The 20,099-nt window shown below is 43.4% G+C and carries 18 protein-coding genes; 6 read left to right on the top strand and 12 right to left on the bottom strand.

Annotated elements, in window-relative coordinates:
- Positions 1-149: 149 nt before the first annotated feature.
- Together MKY23_RS14600 and MKY23_RS14595 are read right to left on the bottom strand one after the other, a co-directional pair.
- Positions 150-1,352, bottom strand: coding sequence for a macrolide family glycosyltransferase (locus MKY23_RS14600; protein ID WP_339830370.1), 1,203 nt, complete (start codon positions 1,350-1,352; stop codon positions 150-152).
- A 63-nt stretch (positions 1,353-1,415) separates the two neighbouring features.
- Positions 1,416-2,849: an MFS transporter gene (locus tag MKY23_RS14595; RefSeq protein ID WP_339830367.1), complete on the bottom strand. Its 1,434-nt coding sequence runs from the start codon at positions 2,847-2,849 to the stop codon at positions 1,416-1,418.
- A gap of 250 nt (positions 2,850-3,099) precedes the next feature.
- On the opposite strand from MKY23_RS14595, the gene MKY23_RS14590 reads away from it, so the two are divergent.
- Entirely contained in the window at positions 3,100-4,326 is a 1,227-nt protein-coding gene (locus MKY23_RS14590; protein ID WP_339830364.1) for an FAD-dependent oxidoreductase, read from the top strand.
- 172 nt (positions 4,327-4,498) lie between these two features.
- Here MKY23_RS14590 and map read toward each other — a convergent pair whose 3' ends face one another.
- The 5 genes from map to MKY23_RS14565 form a co-directional block, all read right to left on the bottom strand.
- Positions 4,499-5,239: a type I methionyl aminopeptidase gene (gene map / locus MKY23_RS14585; RefSeq protein ID WP_339830361.1), complete on the bottom strand. Its 741-nt coding sequence runs from the start codon at positions 5,237-5,239 to the stop codon at positions 4,499-4,501.
- A gap of 284 nt (positions 5,240-5,523) precedes the next feature.
- Entirely contained in the window at positions 5,524-7,572 is a 2,049-nt protein-coding gene (locus tag MKY23_RS14580) for a glycoside hydrolase family 16 protein (RefSeq protein ID WP_339830358.1), read from the bottom strand.
- 227 nt (positions 7,573-7,799) lie between these two features.
- A complete protein-coding gene (locus MKY23_RS14575) occupies positions 7,800-9,254 on the bottom strand; it encodes a family 1 glycosylhydrolase (RefSeq protein ID WP_339830355.1) in 1,455 nt (484 codons plus the stop codon).
- A 15-nt stretch (positions 9,255-9,269) separates the two neighbouring features.
- Positions 9,270-10,109 (bottom strand): PRD domain-containing protein, encoded by an 840-nt coding sequence (locus MKY23_RS14570; RefSeq protein WP_339830352.1) that lies wholly within the window; start codon positions 10,107-10,109, stop codon positions 9,270-9,272.
- A gap of 43 nt (positions 10,110-10,152) precedes the next feature.
- Positions 10,153-12,051 (bottom strand): beta-glucoside-specific PTS transporter subunit IIABC, encoded by a 1,899-nt coding sequence (locus MKY23_RS14565; protein WP_339830349.1) that lies wholly within the window; start codon positions 12,049-12,051, stop codon positions 10,153-10,155.
- Positions 12,052-12,342: 291 nt separating this feature from the next.
- On the opposite strand from MKY23_RS14565, the gene MKY23_RS14560 reads away from it, so the two are divergent.
- The 3 genes from MKY23_RS14560 (at position 12,343) to MKY23_RS14550 (ending at position 13,658) form a co-directional block, all read left to right on the top strand.
- On the top strand, positions 12,343-12,528 hold the full coding sequence (locus MKY23_RS14560) for a hypothetical protein (protein WP_339830346.1): 186 nt from the start codon (positions 12,343-12,345) through the stop codon (positions 12,526-12,528).
- A gap of 84 nt (positions 12,529-12,612) precedes the next feature.
- A complete protein-coding gene (locus MKY23_RS14555; RefSeq protein WP_339830344.1) occupies positions 12,613-13,083 on the top strand; it encodes a hypothetical protein in 471 nt (156 codons plus the stop codon).
- Positions 13,084-13,187: 104 nt separating this feature from the next.
- A complete protein-coding gene (locus MKY23_RS14550; RefSeq protein WP_154888949.1) occupies positions 13,188-13,658 on the top strand; it encodes a ferritin-like domain-containing protein in 471 nt (156 codons plus the stop codon).
- A gap of 150 nt (positions 13,659-13,808) precedes the next feature.
- Here MKY23_RS14550 and MKY23_RS14545 read toward each other — a convergent pair whose 3' ends face one another.
- From MKY23_RS14545 to MKY23_RS14530, 4 genes are all read right to left on the bottom strand, one after another.
- Entirely contained in the window at positions 13,809-14,708 is a 900-nt protein-coding gene (locus MKY23_RS14545) for a cation diffusion facilitator family transporter (RefSeq protein ID WP_090916101.1), read from the bottom strand.
- A gap of 347 nt (positions 14,709-15,055) precedes the next feature.
- Positions 15,056-15,775, bottom strand: coding sequence for a hypothetical protein (locus MKY23_RS14540; protein ID WP_339830338.1), 720 nt, complete (start codon positions 15,773-15,775; stop codon positions 15,056-15,058).
- Positions 15,776-15,900: 125 nt separating this feature from the next.
- Positions 15,901-17,280 carry a HAMP domain-containing sensor histidine kinase gene (locus tag MKY23_RS14535; RefSeq protein WP_339830335.1) on the bottom strand — a complete coding sequence of 460 codons (1,380 nt, stop codon included), beginning with the start codon at positions 17,278-17,280 and terminating at the stop codon, positions 15,901-15,903.
- Positions 17,281-17,324: 44 nt separating this feature from the next.
- Positions 17,325-18,032, bottom strand: coding sequence for a response regulator transcription factor (locus MKY23_RS14530; RefSeq protein ID WP_154888955.1), 708 nt, complete (start codon positions 18,030-18,032; stop codon positions 17,325-17,327).
- A 157-nt stretch (positions 18,033-18,189) separates the two neighbouring features.
- Here MKY23_RS14530 and MKY23_RS14525 point away from each other — a divergent pair, with 157 nt between their 5' ends.
- Positions 18,190-18,447: a GlsB/YeaQ/YmgE family stress response membrane protein gene (locus MKY23_RS14525; RefSeq protein ID WP_090916093.1), complete on the top strand. Its 258-nt coding sequence runs from the start codon at positions 18,190-18,192 to the stop codon at positions 18,445-18,447.
- Positions 18,448-18,549: 102 nt separating this feature from the next.
- Here MKY23_RS14525 and MKY23_RS14520 read toward each other — a convergent pair whose 3' ends face one another.
- Positions 18,550-19,317, bottom strand: a complete 768-nt coding sequence (locus MKY23_RS14520; protein ID WP_339830332.1) for an alpha/beta hydrolase — start codon at positions 19,315-19,317, stop codon at positions 18,550-18,552.
- A 137-nt stretch (positions 19,318-19,454) separates the two neighbouring features.
- Between MKY23_RS14520 and MKY23_RS14515 the strand changes: the two genes are divergently transcribed.
- Entirely contained in the window at positions 19,455-20,072 is a 618-nt protein-coding gene (locus tag MKY23_RS14515; protein WP_339830328.1) for a helix-turn-helix domain-containing protein, read from the top strand.
- Positions 20,073-20,099: the final 27 nt, after the last annotated feature.

Here is a 20,099-nt window from a genome sequence, read left to right as displayed (position 1 = left end):
TTGCACTCTGTCTTGATATCCAATGGTTAGCTGTACAAGTACTTTTCTAAATTGCCCCCTCTCTTCTTTCGAAAGAAACGAAGTGAGGGGGTTGTTGTATTAGCATTAATTTTATTCCCTGTTATATGAGAATAAGAGGTGAATTGCAGTTATACTTTGGCAAATTGTTGCATTATCGCCGTCGCCGCAAAGGTGCAGCCCCCAGCTTCTTTTAAAGATTTGCCGATGAGATGTGCCTGCTCTTTATAGATAGGATTGTGAAGTGTTTCCATAATCGCCTCCTGTAATTGGATTGCGTTCAGGTGATGTTGATCTAATACAATCCCGGCTCCAAGCTCTTTTACGCGACCTGCAACAAACGGTTGATCCGAGGTCATGGGAATCATGACAAGTGGAACATCGAAATATAATGCCTCGCTTACACTATTCATGCCTGCATGGGTAACAAAAACGTCTGCATGCTGTAATATTTCAATCTGAGCAACATAAGGCTTCACGATAAAGTTATCGGGAATCATTGCTTCAATGGATGTAATATCGGTGTATTTCCCCGAAGATAAAACAACATTTACTGCTTGATCTTTTAATGCATCAAAGCACAGTTTGTAAAACTCCAGGTTTTTATTCAGTATGGTTCCCATGGAAATGTATACTGTCTTCGTATGCCGTTCACGAAGAAGATGAGATGGGAATTTGGGAGCATCTTCCCGCGGAATAATCGATGAACCTGTGAATAGAAAACGATCTTGCAATTCTTCTGCCCGTGGCTGAAAATAACGGCTGGTGTAAACAATATTTAATTGAGCTTGATGTGTCATCATCTCCTCCACAGCAGGCAGGCTGACCTTATACGTTGTTGCTATTTCTTTTGCCTTGTTCATAATCGCTTCATATAGTTCTCGTGTATTGATAACCTCCCCGTTCTCTATGCTTGCTGGCTCGACGGAAGCAAAAGAAGCTATCGTACATACGGATGGAATCCCTAATTTCTCAGCGAGAATTTGGCCTCCCCACCCCATCAGTGAATCATAGATCAGATAGTCAAACGTTTCATGTTCTATCAAACGAAGCACCTCAGGAATCATTCTGGGAATGATACCGCAAGTAACCATGTGTAGGAATTGGTAGGGATGCCGATACGCCAAAGGCTTAAGTGTAGGTTCATGTGAGAACGCATCCTCCGCAAAAGGATAGGTCATGACCTTAGCTCCCGTTTGCTCAATCCGAGAACGATATTCCTCTACACAAACATAAACAACATCTTCTCCAAGTTTGACTAGTTCCGTAATTAACCCAAGGGATGGGTTCACATGGCCTTCAGCCGGAGTAATAACAACCAATACACGCGCCATCGTGCGCACCTCCTGAATGTAATATGTGCCTCCGATCCGTATCTGGTCTGACCGGTTGTTTGTTTACATCGGAAGTGTATCTATTTTTTGTCCAGCGGGATGATCTGTTTGGGATTTATGGGCTGTAATTCGCAACGATGAGAAAAAGCTCAGTATAACCAATAGAAGTTGAAGCGTCAGCACCATCAGAATGCCTGTGGATATGCCCCATCCCGTCGTTTTGGCTAAAGCAACCAATGAACCGCTTACACCAATGCTTACAGCCACATAAAAAGAATCGACAAACTGAAGATTGGCAGACATCTTTCCTTCCTGTCCAAGCTCAGCGTACTGTAAAGCAAGAACCGCGGTAGTCGGGTTAGCCAGCCCCACACCAAAACCAATAATAACCTGTGAGAGGAGAATAAGCGCAATTCCGATATCCGTCAAAAATAAAGCCAGAATGACGAGCATAACTCCGATGATCATAATGCCAATTCCATACATCACTCTCAGCTTTCGCCCATCACCTTGGTCTTTTACATCCAATCTGGCTTGCAACCAAGCCGCTCCAGACCAGCTTAATGAGCCTGCTGCGACAAGTAATCCGGCAGTTTCTGCCGATAACCCCTTCATCTCAGTCAAACCCAGAATAACAAAACTCTCGGTTGCAAAATAACAAGCCACATACAATCCTCTTGTTACCAAGGTTGCCGGCAAACCGGATTTGAATAGAAATGTTCCTTGAGGCAATAATTTGTGCATGAACGGTATCATGATTATGAATCCAGCGATCGATAGAACTATGCCCTGCCAGTTTGGAATCATACCAAGACCTGTCAATAACAATCCCGTTCCAATAGCTAATAAAATGGCCTGACCTGTTCTTGAGTCAACTGCTCGTGCTTTTTCTATAATGTGCTGATTGCGCTGCAGATCACGAAACGAGCGATATGTAAGCAGAAGAGCAAGTGCAATCAAAGGGATCACGATCCAGAAAACAAACCGCCAAGACAGATAAGAAGCAAGAACTCCTGCAAAATAAGGCCCGATTAGCGAAGGCAAAACAAACGCCATTGAAAAAGCTGCCAAAATCTGAGTTCGGAGCGTTTCCGGGTAGTATAATGTTACACACACATAGACACATGTAATTAAAGCGCCAGCCCCAAATCCTTGAAAGGCTCTTCCTCCAATAAGCATATACATGTTAATGGATGTCGCAGCAATGATTGTTCCAATTACAAAAATACCAAATGATATAAGAATGGAATTGAACACACCTCGCCTGTCCACTTGCTGGCCCATAACCAGTGTTCCTACAAGCTGACATAACAAAAACGCGCTGAAAATCCAGCCATACAAATGGATTCCCTGCATGTCTTGAGCTATTTTGGCAGCAATGGTTGTTATCGCGAGCCCTTCGAATGCCGAAGTGGTTAATACTAACATGATGCCAATGGTCATGGGGCTGTAACGTCGATGAAAAATACCGATTGGTTTCTCGTTTGTCAAGGACACCTCCATAAATATTGAAATATTAGTAAAATACACCTGCAGATGTATCTTTAATATAGGATAAGTAAATCTCTTTGTAAACAAAAATGTTTAATAAGTCATCCTTCATCGTTGATCTCGCTGATATCCAAAGACCCCATTCAGTGGCTCTACATTCATATGTTGCTCTCATTCGCAAGAATTGTCTTCTCTGTATCGACTTCCGGCAAAGTGCTTATACTACGTACCGAATATATCTAAGGAGAGATTCAACATGGATCTGCAGAGCGGTAAGTTATATTGGCCAACCACGGTAACAACCCCTCCTTCCTACCCGAAGCTTGAAGAGGATATTGTTTGTGATGTTCTAATCATCGGTGCTGGCAGTTCGGGTGCACAGTGTGCTCATTTTTTAGCTGATAAAGGATTATCGGTCGTTGTTGTGGACAAGCGGAAGGTTGGAGAAGGCAGCACAAGTACCAATACGGCATTGATTCAATATGCCGGGGAAAAGAGTTTTGTATCTTTGAAGAATACGTTCGGTGAAGACGTAGCCGCCCGTCATCTTAAATTGTGCGAACAGTCGATTAATCATATCGAGCAGATCAGCGGCGAGCTTCCGATCAAGCCTGATTTTATAAGGCGCGATAGTTTGTATTACGCGAGCTACCAGGAAGATATTCAGGCATTACAAGAAGAATATGCACTTCTTAAAAAGCACGGTTTCAACGTGGATTTTTGGGATGAGCGGCGTATATCAAGCGTATATCCTTTCTCTAAATCAGCTGCGCTTTATTATCATGATGATGCGGAGATGAATCCGTTAAAATTTGTCTATGGACTGCTCGAGAAAGCAAAATCAGAAGGTGTACGAATCTACGAGGAGACCGAGATTTCAGGTAAACGTTTTGAGAACGATTTGGCTATTTTCTATACCAAAGAACGCCACGAGATTCGTGCGAAACATGTGATTATTGCTGCTGGATATGAAGACAAAGACTTTAAAGTAGAGAAAAATGCCACGCTCTCCAGCTCTTATGCTGTTATCACCAAGCCGGTTTCCGAATTAGATCAATGGTACAAGCGTACATTGATTTGGGAAACGGCACGTCCGTATGTTTATATGCGCACGACCCCGGACAACCGGATTATTATCGGTGGCATGGATAAGGATACAGCCTACGCCGAGACGAGGGATTCCAAAATTTTAGCGAGTAAAGATAAACTGATTCACGAGTTTAACAAGCTTTTTCCGAATATTCAGGTAGAACCGGATTATTATTTAGGTGCTTTTTACGGAGGCACACACGATGGCTTGCCGATAATCGGACAATATGAGTCCTATCCGCATTGTTATGTCATTATGGCATACGGCGACAATGGAACGGTGTATAACGGTGTGTTGGCGAAAATTGTAACGGACAAAATTGTGCATGGTTCCAGCCCGGATATGGATCTTTATTTGCAGAACAGACCACTCGCTGCAAAAGTTACACTCTAATCCGTTTCACAGGCATGGAAACGGGCGTTAGTCAAAGTAATGTTACGCACACTGTTTAATTTTATCATTTGCATATGTGTTTACAGCAACGCTAAAAGCCGATTCCACATCACAGCTGGAATCGGCTTTTTAGTATTATCTCACTCACAATACCCTTTAATGCCCGCTATAGTTACAGAGTAATAATGACTGGCCCTTTTTTGGACAGAATGATCGTGTGTTCAATCTGAGCTACATAACTGTTTTTGGTAGCAAACGTCCATCCATCCCCTTTTTGATACACTTCTTCTTCAGATGTGGAAATAAAGGGTTCAAACGCAATTACCATACCTTCTTTTAACAACTCATCATCTGACGTGTCATTGTAATTATAGATATGATCCGGCGCTTCATGAATAGCCCGACCCACCCCGTGTCCAGTCAGGTTGCGTATAACGGTTAATCCGTGCTGGCGTGCGGTCAGGAAAACGGCTTTGCCAATACCGCTCTTTTTGGAACCAGGATTCGCTTTTTTCAGACCTGCTTCAAAAGCGAGTTTGGCTACCTCACAGATTTTCGTTAACACTTCATCTCCCTGGCCAACTACAAACGAGATGCCTGTATCTGCGAAATATTCGTTTTTGGAGCCGGAAACATCGATGTTGACGATATCGCCTTCTTGGATTACCCGATCCCCTGGAATTCCGTGCGCGACTTCTTCATTGACACTAATACAAGTAAAACCAGGAAAGTCGTATTCACTCTTGGGTGCGGAAATTGCCCCTTCTTTCTCGAACAGCTCCCCAGCCAAGTCATCCAGTTCTTTGGTCGTTACACCCGGAACCGTCCGCTCAACCAACGTATCGCGGATGGAAGCAACGATCCTTCCAATTTCTTTTAAACCATTAAAATCCTCTTCCGTTTTTGCAATCATATACGCTTACCTCACGTTCCTTCTTCTTTGTAAACAGAAAGTTTCATCTCATTGCAACATAAATTGCTACAGTTTGCAACATTTTTAGGATTCGATGTACTCGCACAAAGAAAAAACTCAACTATTTGACATCTACGTCTTTGATTACGTGATGGCCCTTACCTCTCTTACGTGTGCAAAAAAGAGGTGAACCTAAGTTCACCCCAGGTAAATAACGTTAATCTTAATGCTACACGAAGGATTTCGCTCTCGCTAAATTAACTTAACGGACTAAGCTAAAACCATTATTGTTGTTTATACACCCGAACATAATCCACCTGCATGGTTGCAGGAATATCCGAAGCATCCGGAATGCGGCCACCATCGAAATTACCGCCGATCGCCAAGTTCATGATTAAATAGAACGGTTCATCAAATGGAGCATTAGGGTTGTTCGGTGCAGCTGCAGACGACCACTGCTGATTGGTAACTTTATAGAAGAATTTTCCGTCCACGTACCATTTGATGTTGTCCGGTTCCCAAACTACAGAATATACGTGATAATCATTAGCAATAGTTTGTCCTGCAGGGAAGTGATACTCTCCACCTGCATACTGATTTGCAGGCCATTGCCCGCCAAAGTGAATCGTCCCACTGATTGTTCCAGGCAGACGACCTCTTGCCTCCATTACGTCAATTTCGCCTGATGCAGCCCATGTGCCATATACCGAATCTTGCGGCAGCATCCAGAGTGCAGGCCAGATGCCATCTCCTGTAGGCAACTTGGCACGGAAATCGACACGCCCGTACTTCAATGATAACTTGTCTTTGGTATTCACCTTACCGGAGGCATATTTAGCAAAACGATTCGGGTCTTGAGGGAATGATTGATTACTATGTGTTGCACGGATGTTTAATTTTCCATCTTGAACAAAAATATTTTGCGGACTGGTAGTGTAGTGCTGGAGCTCCGCATTGCCCCACCCCCAGGTTCCCGGATCATCATTGAGATAATACCCTGTTTCTATATTCCATTTGCTTGTATCCAGCGCAGAACCACTGAACTCATCCTGCCAAATCAGATTCATGCCTTCAATCGCCGGATTGTTCGGTGTACCGATGATGATGTCTTCTTGGTCCGAGCCATCGGGACGCGGGGCATCCGGGTTGCCAATGAGTGTATAGTTCACATAGTTGCTGCCTACGTTTCCACCGGGTTGTCCGTTAAGCGGATAGCCGATTCGAATTTGCATATTTTCCTGAATAGGCCGGAACCATAGACCGTAGATATGATCGGCCCAGTATCCCCACTGATTGGCATCGGAAATCGGATTGTAGCCATTGGCGGAATACGTAAATTTACTTTGACCACTATTACTTAAGTCTACCCATTGACCATTGATATTGATTTGGTAGACAAAATTTTGTAATTCCTTCGCAATAGGTGCGCTCCCGCCAATCTTGGGCAGCGGGATACCAATGGAACCGCTTTCATCTGCTGTGAAAGTTGTTCCTTCATAGGGAGTAACTACGAATGAATTACGCACAGGTTCATTGAATGTAATGGTGTAAATAATATTCACAGCCGATGTTTTGGACTGCAGCTTGACGTGAATAGACTCGGTTACGTTAAACCAATATCCTCCTCCACCCTCAGTGAATTGACCGAAGTTCTGATCGTAAATCCAGCCGCTGGCTGCGTTATTGTCAATATCAATCCACGTGTTGCTCTGCACCGGTTTCACATACACCTTGAGATCCTGAGCGACGGCTTCATAGGTGACTGATGGATTATTGTTAAAGGTGGGATACGTAAAGCCGGCGCCTCCGGTGCTGCTGGCAATGATGTCAGGCCCCTGTGTAGGGCTCATTGCTGAGATCGTTGTTTCGTTAATGTTTTGAAAGACCAGTCGATAATCAAGCTTTATTCCGTTCGCTTTGGAATACAATTGAACATCGGTGGTTGAGGAGAGAGTGAACCAATATCCATGAAAGCCGGCGTCAGTCCAGTGTCCCCAGTTTTGGTTGTACGTAAAGCCTTCCGCCTGATCAATATCCACCCACTCGCTTCCTACCTTGACATTAACACCTAAATCCCCGTTCACTTCGCTCCATGCAGCAGAACCACCGTTAAACTTAGGCATCACGAACCCGAAACTGGCCTTGCCAACCCCGGATTTGGATATGACAGGTCCGTCAGCAGATGAAAAGTACTCCATGGACGTAATCGTCTTCCCGGCAGCCCGAGCCGTTGAGCCGGGCCCAAGTAAAACACTGGCCAGCATGATGAATACGAGCATCACGCCCATCCTTCTGTACACCAATTGCCTCTCCCTGCAAGCAGCCGATTTCATTCATTCTCCTCCTTCAAATCATTTTTCCAATCCGTTATCAATAAGGAAAAAGATTACAGATCAGATAACTCTATTCTACCGAAAAGAAGAATCTGCTGAAAGGTATATTTATATTTGTTTTAGCCTGTCAATTCATTGTATAAATGAAAAGAGATGATTCCTTTACAACACAGAAATCATCTCTTACTTTAACTTTTTAGCATGTGTCTATAATCCATTACCTGTATTTATAGTCCATTGTTCGCAATCAAATTTTGGTACCAGAAGAAACTTTCCTTCCGTCTTCGCTCCAGGGTGCCGTTTCCGTCATTATCCTGGTCGACATGGATTAAACCGTAGCGTTTTTCCATTTCGGAAGAGGAATAGCTGATCAGATCGATGATTCCCCAGACGGTATACCCCATGATTTCAACACCATCCAGCAGAGCCTCATGCATTTGTTCGATATGAGAACGCAGGTATTCAATGCGATAAGGATCGTTAATTGTACCGTCCTCTTCAATAGTATCGTAAGCACCCAGTCCATTTTCAACGATGAATAAAGGAACCTGATAACGGCTGTACAGATTGTTCAACGCGAGTCTCAGACCAATCGGATCGATCTGCCATCCCCAATCACTGACAGGAAGGTAAGGGTTCTTCACGCCGCCCATCGTATTGCCACTAACCGTGTCCAGGCCTTCGCTATCTGCACTTGCAACAAAGGAGTTATAGTAACTGAATGATATGAAGTCAGCCGTAAACTTTTTTAGCAACTCACTGTCGCCTTCAGTTTTTTCAATAATGATTCCCTGCTCTCTAAAATATCTCTCGATGTAACCTGGGTAAGCGCCACGCACCTGCACATCGGTAAAAAACAGATTAAATTGATTGTTCTTGTGTGCTGCCAGTACATCCAGCGGATTACATGTGTGAGGATAGTGCAACAGGCTTGTCAGCATGCATCCAATTTGAGCATCAGGAATAATCTCATGACATAGCTTAACCGCATACGCACTTGCAATAAATTGATGATGCAACGATTGGTAGACCGCCTGCTCAACATTCTCGAAACGATCCGGAACAATGCCACCGTTGGTAAACGGATGACGAACTATACCATCAATTTCATTAAAAGTGATCCAATATTTTACTTTATCTTTATAACGGTTGAATACTGTTGTGCTGAAGCGTACAAAGAAATCAACAACCTCTCTGGATGTCCATCCACCATAATGATCGACCAGATACATCGGCATCTCATAGTGAGACAAGGTAACCAGAGGTTCGATGCCATTTTTAATCATCTCATCAAAAAGGCGATCGTAGAACAGCAAACCTTCCTCGTTTGCATTTGTTTCATTTCCATTTGGGAAAATTCGAGTCCACGCAATGGACGTCCGTAATGTTTTGATGCCCATCTCACCCATTAAAGCAAGATCCTCTGGATAACGATGATAGAAATCGATTCCTCTGCGTTTTGGATAATTCACGGTAGATTGATCCTGAAGCGCTCTCGCGAGTTGCTCCGAGCTCACAGCATTTTGTTTTTTATAGTCACCTTTACTTATGTTTTTCTTATTCATAGCGGTATCAGCGGTAGAGATGCCTTTCCCTGCTGCATTCCAGGCTCCCTCAGCCTGATTCGCTGCAATTGCTCCGCCCCATAAAAATCCTTCGGGAAATGTTCTGATGGTTGTCATATCATAATCCTCCTGTTAATGCGCTCTGTCCATCACACGGCTAATGTGAATGATGAGATACAATCTCTCTTCGTTGGACATAAATCGTTCAAATTTCGCGCCAATATAATTATTGATCTTGGAAACACAATTGCTTTCCTCTGGATATTTACTCGAAATTCGTTCGAGCAATTCATCATCCTTGGATTCGAGCATGGTATTCTCCAATAATCGCTGAACAAAAAACTGCAGATGAGTTAAAAAGCGTGAATAATTAATGCTTGATGTATCCAGCTCGATTCCATAATGAATGCGAATAATGTTAAGAATATCTTTAACGGTAGTAGTCATCATCATGACCTGACTCATGTTCTGTTCCGTTTGCTGAGCGTTGACCAGATGGAAGGCGATGTTAGCTGCTTCCTCTTCCGGCAGATCCAGTCCAAGCTTATCTTTAATAAACTTTAAAGCCTGCTTCCCAATTAGGAATTCTTGCGGGTAAAACTTCTGCACTTCCCATAACATTCGATTTTGTATCGTAATATTCGATTTGAATCGCTTGGCAGCCATATGGAGGTGGTCTGTTAACGAAAAATAGAGATTTTCACTCAGATCACGCGATAATACTTGTTTCGCATAGGATATGATTTCGTCTGCCAAAATTAAATACTCTTCCGGCGTCTCTCTCATCAGTGCAGTCATATCCGAGGACATTTCTTCATTCTCAACGACGTATACTTTTTCAATTTCATTTTCGTTAATCATGTCCCCGGGCCTGCTTCTGAACCCGATTCCTTTGCCCATGGCGATAACCTCTTTATTGTCATTACGCTTGGCCAAAACAATACTTGTATTGAGAACCTTAACTACTCTCATATCCATGCTCCTCTATGTTCAGGGTGAATTTCACCCCATAATATTACAAAATGGTTATAAGTGGTGTCTCAGGTCCTATTTGTTCAGATTGCTCATGTCCAAGGATTTCAAGATAATCACCACTGTTTGTTACAATGATCGGTGTTGTTGTATCAAAGCCTGCTTTTATAATGGCTTCCATATCGAAATCAATCAGAAGTTGACCGTGTTTCACGATATCTCCCTCCTGAACAACAACATTGAAATGCTGTCCTTTTAATTTAACGGTATCAATGCCGACGTGAATCAGAAGTTCAATGCCTTCTACTGATTTCAAACCGATCGAGTGTTTGGTGCGAAACACGGTTTGAACTGTTCCATCAAATGGAGCCACAACTTGTCCCTTAGCAGGTTTAATCGCCATGCCTTTCCCCATTGCTTCTTGGGAGAATGCTTCATCGTTCACCGCTTTTAATGGAATCGCCTCTCCTACAATCGGAGAAAAAACAACCAAACGTGATTGCAGTTTCTCTTTCTCCGGAGCTGATTGCGTTGTTTCGCCTTGCGCAGATTTTCCTGATGAAACTTGTGCAGCTGAATCTGCTCCAGGATCGTTAAAGCCGATGAAATAAACAGCAATTGGCGTAACAATGATCGAAATAGCTGCTGTAATCAGCGCGTAGGTAAAGTTATTTTCAGCCCCGATAAACATCGGCAAAGAAGCAAGACCCGGCCCTACTGCTGCATAAGCTTTCAAGTTAACGATACCGGCAAAGAGTCCCGCTGACCCCGCACCAATCATACAAGCGACCAAAGTGCGTTTCAGACGTAAATGTACCCCGTACAAAGCTGGTTCGGTAATACCGAACAATCCGGATATGCCGGCTGGCAAAGCAACCTGCTTCAACTTCTTGTCTTTTGCCAGGAACCAGACCGCAAGCGCTCCAGCGCCTTGTGCCATGTTAGAAGAAAGCATCGCACTGTGGATCAATGTTTCATAGCCGGGTGAAACCATGGCTGCGAAAATAACGGGATAAAACACTTTGTGCATTCCGAACATGACGATGAACGGAAGGAATACAGCCAAAATTACAACGGTTAACCAGCCAATTTTACCTTGAATCCAGAATAAACCGTCAGACAATCCCACACCCAAATAGTTACCGATGGGTCCCAAAACAGTGAGAGCCAGTGGTGCCATGACAAGTATGACAATCAAAGGTTTCAGGAAGATTTTCACTGGACCAGGGGATACCTTATCCGCAAATTTCTCAACATAGGACATAAGCCATACGGTCAGAATGATAGGTAAAACGCTAGATGCATAACTGATGTTAGGAACAGGAATACCCGCAATATCTACAGGTACTTCTCCTCCAAGTAGCGCGATCATTTTGGGGTGTAACAGAACTCCCGCCAGTGTGGCTGCAATATATGGATTTGTTTTGAATTTCTGTGCACTGGAGTATGCCAGCAATACAGGCAGGAAGTAGAACGCTGCATCAGCGATATTAAGCAATAACGCATAAATCTGACTATCTTTAGAAAGTATACCGAGTGATGTGCATAATAAAAGCAAAGCTTTAAACATACCCGCCGCTGCGATTGCTGGAATGATCGGCTGGAAAATTCCCGTAATCAATCCGGCAAAGCTCTCAAACAAACCTTTGAAGCTCAAATCTCTTTTCTTGCTTGGCTGTGAGTCTGCCTCTGAGTTTATATTGACCATTTGTTTAAGTTCATTATATACATAGCTAACATCATTACCAATGATAACCTGATATTGACCACCGCTGTATACGGCTCCCATGACGCCATCCATGGCTTTAATTTCTTCGGTTTTTGCTTGATTCGGATCTTTCAGATTCATCCTTAAGCGGGTGGAGCAATGGAGAAAATCATTGATATTTTCTTGTCCGCCTACGTGATCAAGGATAGCCTTAGCGGTTTCTTTGTAATTCATGTAAACACCTCACCCTGAAATTGTGCATAAAAAAAGGCCTAAATTGGGCGGGTATAATAAATATACAAACCACCCAATTTAGGCCTTGCCTGCCGAACAGTAACACGCCAAATTGAATCATATATGATGTTGTTTAAAGCAAATATAAACGTTTACATCGATAATGTAGCATGGATTTCGACAAAAAGCAACACTTTGTATGCTAGATCATTAGCAAATCTTATGTATTACCTCTTGGTTCCATGGGCATCTTAACCAGATGATATATGTACGCGACGGGGGTTATATACAATGCAGCACATTAATGATTGGTTGAAACACATTGCCCATGATTACATTTTGGTGATTATCGCTGCAGTTCTCTTCTTTGCAGTTAAAGCCGTTGTAGGCTGGTTCACTTATAAACACTACGATCGAAAATTAGATGCACTGACCGATATGGTGAACCATCTACTTGAACAGAAAAAATCGGATTAAATGGCGAGAGTTTGTTCAGATATAAACATCTTATGAATCTGAAACTACAGTCAAAACTCACAGTTTAATTTGGAGGGTAAAGATATGCTCGGCAATTGGAACGTTGGTATGGTCATCCCCCTTCTGATAGGTGCTTGGATTTTACGGCGGAACTATAGACTCGTTTTGATTTATTTTCCGCTTGGTGTGGCTACATCCACTTGTATTAATAGTGTTGGCTTCAATTTCTTCTGGAATATACTACCTAACACTCGCAATGAAGCCTTTGCGGCTCTTCCGATGGATCTGGGAATATATCCGGTTACGGGTTGTATTATGATGTATCTGATCCTTGTTAAACACGTCAGACCTTGGCCGAGTATCGTTGTTTCAGCGCTTTTGTTAACATTAATCGAGTATATTGCCAAGCTAATGGGACATGTTGTTTATTTTAACGGATGGAATATCTTTTGGACCTTTTGGTCTTATTTCCTGGCGCTTATAATTGCCTATGGTTACAGTAAGCTGATAAAAATCATGATTAGAGACGATATCGTTAAGCGGATCGAACGTTAAGGGGCTCTGGTACAGGCATAGCATGAAGCACAGCAAAAGAGAACGGGTTACGTTTCTGGGCATATGTGCATATCTTAACTCATCATTGTTATGGAGGTATTCGTATGTACACAACGTATCCTTATTTTTATCGAAAACCATTTACTCCGGTATGGGCAACATCAACAGCTGAAGCGCTCGGACTCATTCAATCTGCTGTTCAGGGCGAACGAAATGATGAAATGTTTTATGATGCTCTCATTCGTATGGCTCCGGATACGTACCAAGCAGCTATCATTACAAGCATTCGCGATGATGAGCGCGGTCACAATCAGATGTTCAGAGAGATGTACAAAGACCTCACAGGTCATGAGATCACAGGTGTAAGCAGTGAATCTCCGGAAAACGTTACATCGTATCTGGGTGGTTTACAAAAGGCATTTCAGGGCGAGCTTGCCGCGGTGGAGAAGTACAGAAGAATATGGTTTGGTCTCCCCTACGGTATTTACAAAGACACGGTATGGGGCATTATCCTCGACGAACAAAAACATGCGGATAAGTATAACAATCTGATTATGTACAATATGCCTAAATGATTGCTAGATAAGATCATTCGGATTGACGCGGGCATGTTAAAAAAGTGAACGAACCTTAAATACTTAACAACATCAAAAAACCAGTAAACATCATCGTTTACTGGTTTTTGCTTTTTCAAGGCCCTTTTACATTTTTTTTTTTTATAAATATTACATGTATTCTTTGACCACTTCCTGCTCTGGCTCCGGCTCGACGTGAACGTGTACCGTATACACATCATGCTCTTCCAGCAGCTCATTCTCCACATCGGTACAAATATCATGTGCTTGTTGCAGATCCAAATCTCCTCGAACCGTGATGACCACGTCAACTACGGCGTTGCTGCCGTAATTACGTGCTCGTACATCTTTAACCGTCTCTACACCATCAATTCCGGCAATGGTCTCCCGGTATTCTTGAATCAACTCTACATCAAATCCATCGGTAAGATGGTGCGTAGCTTCTCTGAAAATATCCCAGGCCGTTTTGCAGATCAGCAAACCGACGATAATCGCCGTTACAGGGTCAAGCCAAGGAAGGCCGAACTGAGAACCTACGATCCCGACGACGGCACCGATACTCACCCAAGCATCGGAGATGTTATCCCGTGCGGCAGCCATAACAGCCTGACTTTTGATACGTGTGGCCAGTCTTTTATTGTATCGATAGACCAAAACCATAATAATTGCACAGAAAATGCCTGTATACGCAGCAATGAGATCAGGAGATTCGTGCTTGCCCTCGAATACGGAACCAAAGGCTTCGAATAATACTTGCAATCCCACAGCCATCATGATGAATGAGGCCACAAGAGACGCCACTGTTTCTGCCCGCCAGTGCCCATATGTATGATCTTTATCGGCCGGACGCTGGGCGAACCTTAAACCAATCAGTACGGCGATGGACGCGACAATATCCGTTGCGTTATTCAAGCCGTCTGCTTTGAGTGCTTCAGAGCCAGCAATTGTGCCAATCACCAGCTTTATTGCGGTCAAACATATATAAGCGATGATACTGATGATCGCCCCACGTTCCCCGAGTTTTAAGTTATCGTATCTTACTTGATCCACATTTCGTTCCTCCTGCAATATTCAATTGTCGTAACACTTGTATGATGGTATCATTGAACATTTGTGTGGGTCTAGAGAAACGTTTTAAGAGTAAGCAAACATAGTCTGAGTGCCGCAAGAGTTTAATGGGAATCCAAAAAAGTTGCGTAAGGAAAACTTGTACTCCGCCTGAATTTTTATGTATAAATCTGGAGATATGTAACGTCAAAAACACTACATACATTAAATACGCTACAATCTTTTATCAACTCATAACGACATAAAAACCTGCCCAACTCTTGGGCAGGTTCGAAAAGTAAATCTTATGATACGGCTCTATAAATCAAAGAAGTACATCGATTACACTTTTAGTCCAGCAGGCTGAAGATATGAATGCTCTCGACCTTGGCATCCTTAATATGGAATGACATGACATCTACATAGTTCGATGGCTCGTAACGGAAGTCGTCTTCCTCGTCAGGTGCCCCATCTCCTACCAGCTTTCCTTCAGGATAAGCTTTTTTAAGTGTGTCTAGGCTATCCCCTGCTTTAATGTTTCGAACTGTTGTATACTTGGGATCGGTAATTTTGATATCAAAGATCGAGTCTTGTTTTCCTTCAGGTACACTGATCGTTTTAATCTCCATACCAGGATACGTGTATACTTTTTCCGTAAATCCGATTAAATTATCCATATTGGTTCCATCCCCAGCAGTGTACGTATGGGATTTGAAATTTTCTGGTTTGCCCAGCATCTGTTCCATCTGCTCTTCATTCGCTGTATCCGAAATCGCAATGGTGTGCTCATTATGAACAAAAGCAAGCTCCTTCAGCACCACATTGCCTTCTTTCTTCACTGAGCCTTCCTTCACTGCCTCAGAGCCCTGTCCTTCAGTGCCTTCGGAATCCGGTTTTTTTGAATCGGATGTTCCTTCACCTTTACTTTGTCCATTCGACGTATTTTGCTCAGCAGGATTCTGTCCGGTTGTTGGTGACTTCGCATCAGTGGACTGACAGCCCGTCAGAGCTACCGTTAGTAAAGCACTTAGCAGGATAAAGCTCGCAGATTTCTTTGTTAATTTCATCATAATCCCTCCATAAATGTGTGATTTGTTCTTATGAAGTCATTATAAAAAAAGCATTTGTTAGTCTTATAACAGAAATGTATCAGTCTTGTAACGGTATTTATTTGGGCTTCATTTTAGAAATGTGTTTAGGCACGAGGTAACACAATCGTAATTGTCGTACCTTGTCCTAACTCACTTTCGATGTCGATATATCCATTAAAACGCTCGACGATCTCTTTGCAAATGGACAAACCGAGACCTGAACCATTCGCTGTGCTTGCATTTTTCGCCCGGTAAAAGCGCTCCTGCACTCGCTCTAGTTCATCACCCGCGATGCCTATGCCTTGGTCACTTATCTTTACAACGACCTCGCTTGACGTATGTTCCATCTCCACATCAATTTGCGAATGACTGCCTGAATATTTGATAGCGTTATCCAACAGGTTGGCAATTGCATGGGACATGAGCATTGGATTGACGCTCGCATAGACTTTTGTCAGACCTTCATCCATCGGGCCTTCCTCTACTTGTTTAACTGTGATCCTGATCTCTTTATCCTTAGCTTTGGCTTCCATATTTCTGGCGACTTGCTGGATCAGTGCGTTCATTTCCGTCTTTTCGACCTCCAGCTCGCTTGAACCTGCCTTGTCAAATCGGGATAACAACAACAGTTCATTAATCAAACGGGTGAGCCGATCCGATTCCTGCAACAGATGAGCATAGATTTTTTGTAACTCTTCGTTCTCATTCTCTCCTTCGTACAAGTATTGAGAGAAACCACGAATGGCTGCCAGAGGTGTTTTTAATTCGTGAGATACGTTCGAGACAAATTGTTTCTGGTATTGAATGTAATTATGAAGCTGCTGTCCCATGGAGTCGAGTCCATCCGCGAGCATCCCCAGCTCATCCTTGCGGTTCAGATGAACTCGCTTAAATTCCTGTCTGGAGAAACTTTGCGCGGCACCAAGGAGCACCTTAATCGGTTTGGTTGTATTTCGTGCAATCCACAGACTGGCTAACGTAATCAGCACAATGAATCCGCCCGCGCCTGCAAACAGCACATAACGGATTTGATCCATGATTGCATAAAAGTACGAAATGTCCTCTACGAACTCGTACACATAAGCATTTTCGTAAAATTGATTCTGAATGGGAGTCGCAAAATAAAGCAGATGATCATTCGTTACAGTGTAGGCATAGCTACCGCTCAGAGCTTTTTCAATATTTTTCTCGAAAATATGTGGTTTGCCATCATTAATGATGATGCCATCTACAGCCAAGCCCAGTAGCTGCTTGGAGCTGTCATAGATACGCACTTCCTTGCCTGAAGCCTTAAGCTTCTCTAGTGCAAGTCTGACGATTTCCTTCGTCTGCGGCTCCCCTGATGATGATCGATGCTGTGCTAGCACTTCACGGAAGGATAGCTCGGAGAGATCTGCCTTCTCCATCATTTGTTTTTCAATAGTAATGAAGCTGTAGTAATCAATGGCTTTATTAACGGCAAAGATGATGATGCCAAAGGACAATACAGAGAAAAATAAATAGTTCAGCAGTAACCGGGTTGCGTACTTCAGGCCTCGCCACCTCCAAGTTGATAACCGAATCCATAGATCGTTCTGACATACTTCGGTTCGTCCGCGTTATCCTCCAGTTTCTTCCGTAGTCGCATGATGGTCATATCCACACTACGACTATCCCCCATAAAATCATATCCCCATCCGATCTGTAAGAGCTCATCCCGAGTATAGATTTTGTCAGGCCTTTTAAGTAAAGTTTCCAGAATTTTAAATTCTTTGGCCGTCAAAGAGACGGGAACATCGTTTTTCAGCACTCTTCGGCTTTCCATATCAAAAGTCAGCTCTTCATGGATGATACGTGTCGACGGCACTTCCGCCCCTTCACTTGTCTCCACCTTGCTCTCGTTTCTTCTCAAAACTACCTTGATGCGAGCGAGCAATTCCCGATTGTCAAACGGTTTGGTCATGTAATCTTCCGCGCCAAGTTCTAATCCAAGCACCTTATCTATAATCTCATTTTTGGCAGAGAGCATAATAACAGGAACAGCACGTTTCCCGGTAATCTCCTTGCACAAGTCATATCCCGAGCAATCGGGCAGCATCAAATCAAGCACTACCAGGTCTGGTTGAAAAGAGTCCAGCAATTGCAGCCCGGTTTTGCCATCTTCTGCGGTTTTTACATCATAGTTCTCTCTTCTGAGCACCAGCTCAATTAAATCTCGAATGGCGACTTCATCGTCAATGACAAGTATTTTATTCAATGGACTGTACACCCCTTCTATCCTTGTTCCCCAGCTTGAATCATAAGTACCCTCATCTTAGCACAGAGCATTTGCAGTACTCCACCAATATAAGATGAGGTATATTCCACTGAACCCAACATAACTTGTAATAAACCCGAAGAAAGGAGAACAAACCATGGATCTGCTCTGGGTACTTATTGTTGGTGGACTTATTGGCTGGTTAAGTGGCAACTTGATTGGGCGGGACGTACCGGGCGGTGTAATTGGGAACATTGTTGCGGGTTTTATCGGTTCCTGGTTAGGAACCGAATTGCTTGGACCAAGGGGACCGGTGATTGGCGGGTTTCATATTATTCCGGCGATCGTTGGCTCAATCATTGCCCTGCTCCTCTTTTTTGCTCTGGCACGCGGCGGAGCCTTCCGTAGACGTTAACCAAGAGAAGTGGAAATCACTCCCGTTGTTCAATAGAAAATCATAAAAAGACCGACAGCATTCATCGTTTGCAGATGAAAACTTCGGTCTTTTTTATTTTATCTATGGTTTTATTGATTTCATCCATTCTTCCAATGCCTGAACAACCTGCTTAAGCTGCTCCTGTTCTGTGATCTTAGGTGCGTTGTCTCCCTTCTGCATTCCGTAGGAGCCAAATTGACCATGGTTGCCGCCTTCAATGCTTACATATGCCGTGTTATTCGGAAGATTGGATTTGGCTTTTTCCCACGATTCCCAGTTCAGAACACCATCATTGCTTCCCGTAATTTGCAGTGCGGACAAGTTGCTTCCGTCCAGTCTCCCGCCATCATCTGCATAAGAAGCTAGGTAAAAGACACCTTTGATCTGAGCTGTGTGCGCCGCAGCATATCTTGAAGCGAATACACCTCCTAGGGAGTGTCCACCAATAACAAAGCTTTCACCCGCATGTTTCGCGAGAAACGAATCCGCCCGGTTTTCCCCGAACATCGCCAAGTTCAGCGGCATCTTCGTAATATACACACGATGTCCTTGCTCCGCTAGTGCTCGTGCCATAGGCGCATAACTTGCCGGCTCCACTAAACCTCCGGGATAAAACACAACATTAGGCTGTGTGATGTCCTGCCCTTTAGGTTCAAATTGATAACCGTTCTTCACTTCACTAACAACGACCCGATCATCACTTTTCATTGCCACTTCCGCTTGTTCCGAAGGGCTGTATGTGACAGATGCCAGGTACGCAAACACCCCTGCTACCAGAGCAATAATAATTACACTAATCCATATCGTTGTTTTCTTCCATCTGCTCTTACGCACTGTTGTCTTTGCCATAACTTCGTTGCCCACCTTTAAACGTATCATTTTTAATTACAGAACTAATTATATTTACTGGTAAGTAAAATTACAAGCTTCTTTGCTTATATTTATGATTTGACATAAAATATTATGGAAGGAGTGTGTACGAATCTATGCCAGAGCAAGTACCTAAACGTTTGCGCGGAAGACCCAAGCAGACGGACAATGACATTTCCATGCAACAAACCATTATCTATACGGCATCTACCCTATTTAAAGAATTTGGCTACGAGATGGTTACCCTTCAGCAGATTGGGAAGAAATGCGGCGTATCCAAACCAACCATATATTATCATTTCGCGGGCAAAGCGGATCTATTCGTTGCAGCCATGACAACGATGTTGCAGAACGTTAGAAAAATTACGGCGCATATGCTGGATGAGGCGGAACATTTACGAGACGGATTAATCCGATTAGCGGAAGCTCGTCTTGCTAATCCGCATGGTGAGATTGAAATGATGATGCGTGAAGCGGAGCCTTTTCTGGAGGAAGAACAGATTCATGCCATTCGTGAAGCAGAACATCAGATTCATGACGTACTAGCCTCGCATTTTAAAAACGCCATGGATGAGAAAATCTTTCGTGAAGAAGATCCGCTTTTCTTGGCTGAGGCTTTTTCGACTCTAATGTTGATGGGGAACCGGGCGCATGATCAGCAAAAATATGAGTCTCATCATGTCATGGCGGAGAAAATTGTACGTGTTTTTCTTAAAGGAGTAACGACCACTTAAAACGTCAAAAAGCTCGGTTGTTCGTTC

The sequence above is a fragment of the Paenibacillus sp. FSL R7-0272 genome (assembly GCF_037969905.1).
GTDB lineage: Bacteria > Bacillota > Bacilli > Paenibacillales > Paenibacillaceae > Paenibacillus > Paenibacillus polysaccharolyticus.
Note: the sequence above shows the minus strand (reverse complement) of the source record. Positions and strands in the feature narration are given on the sequence as shown.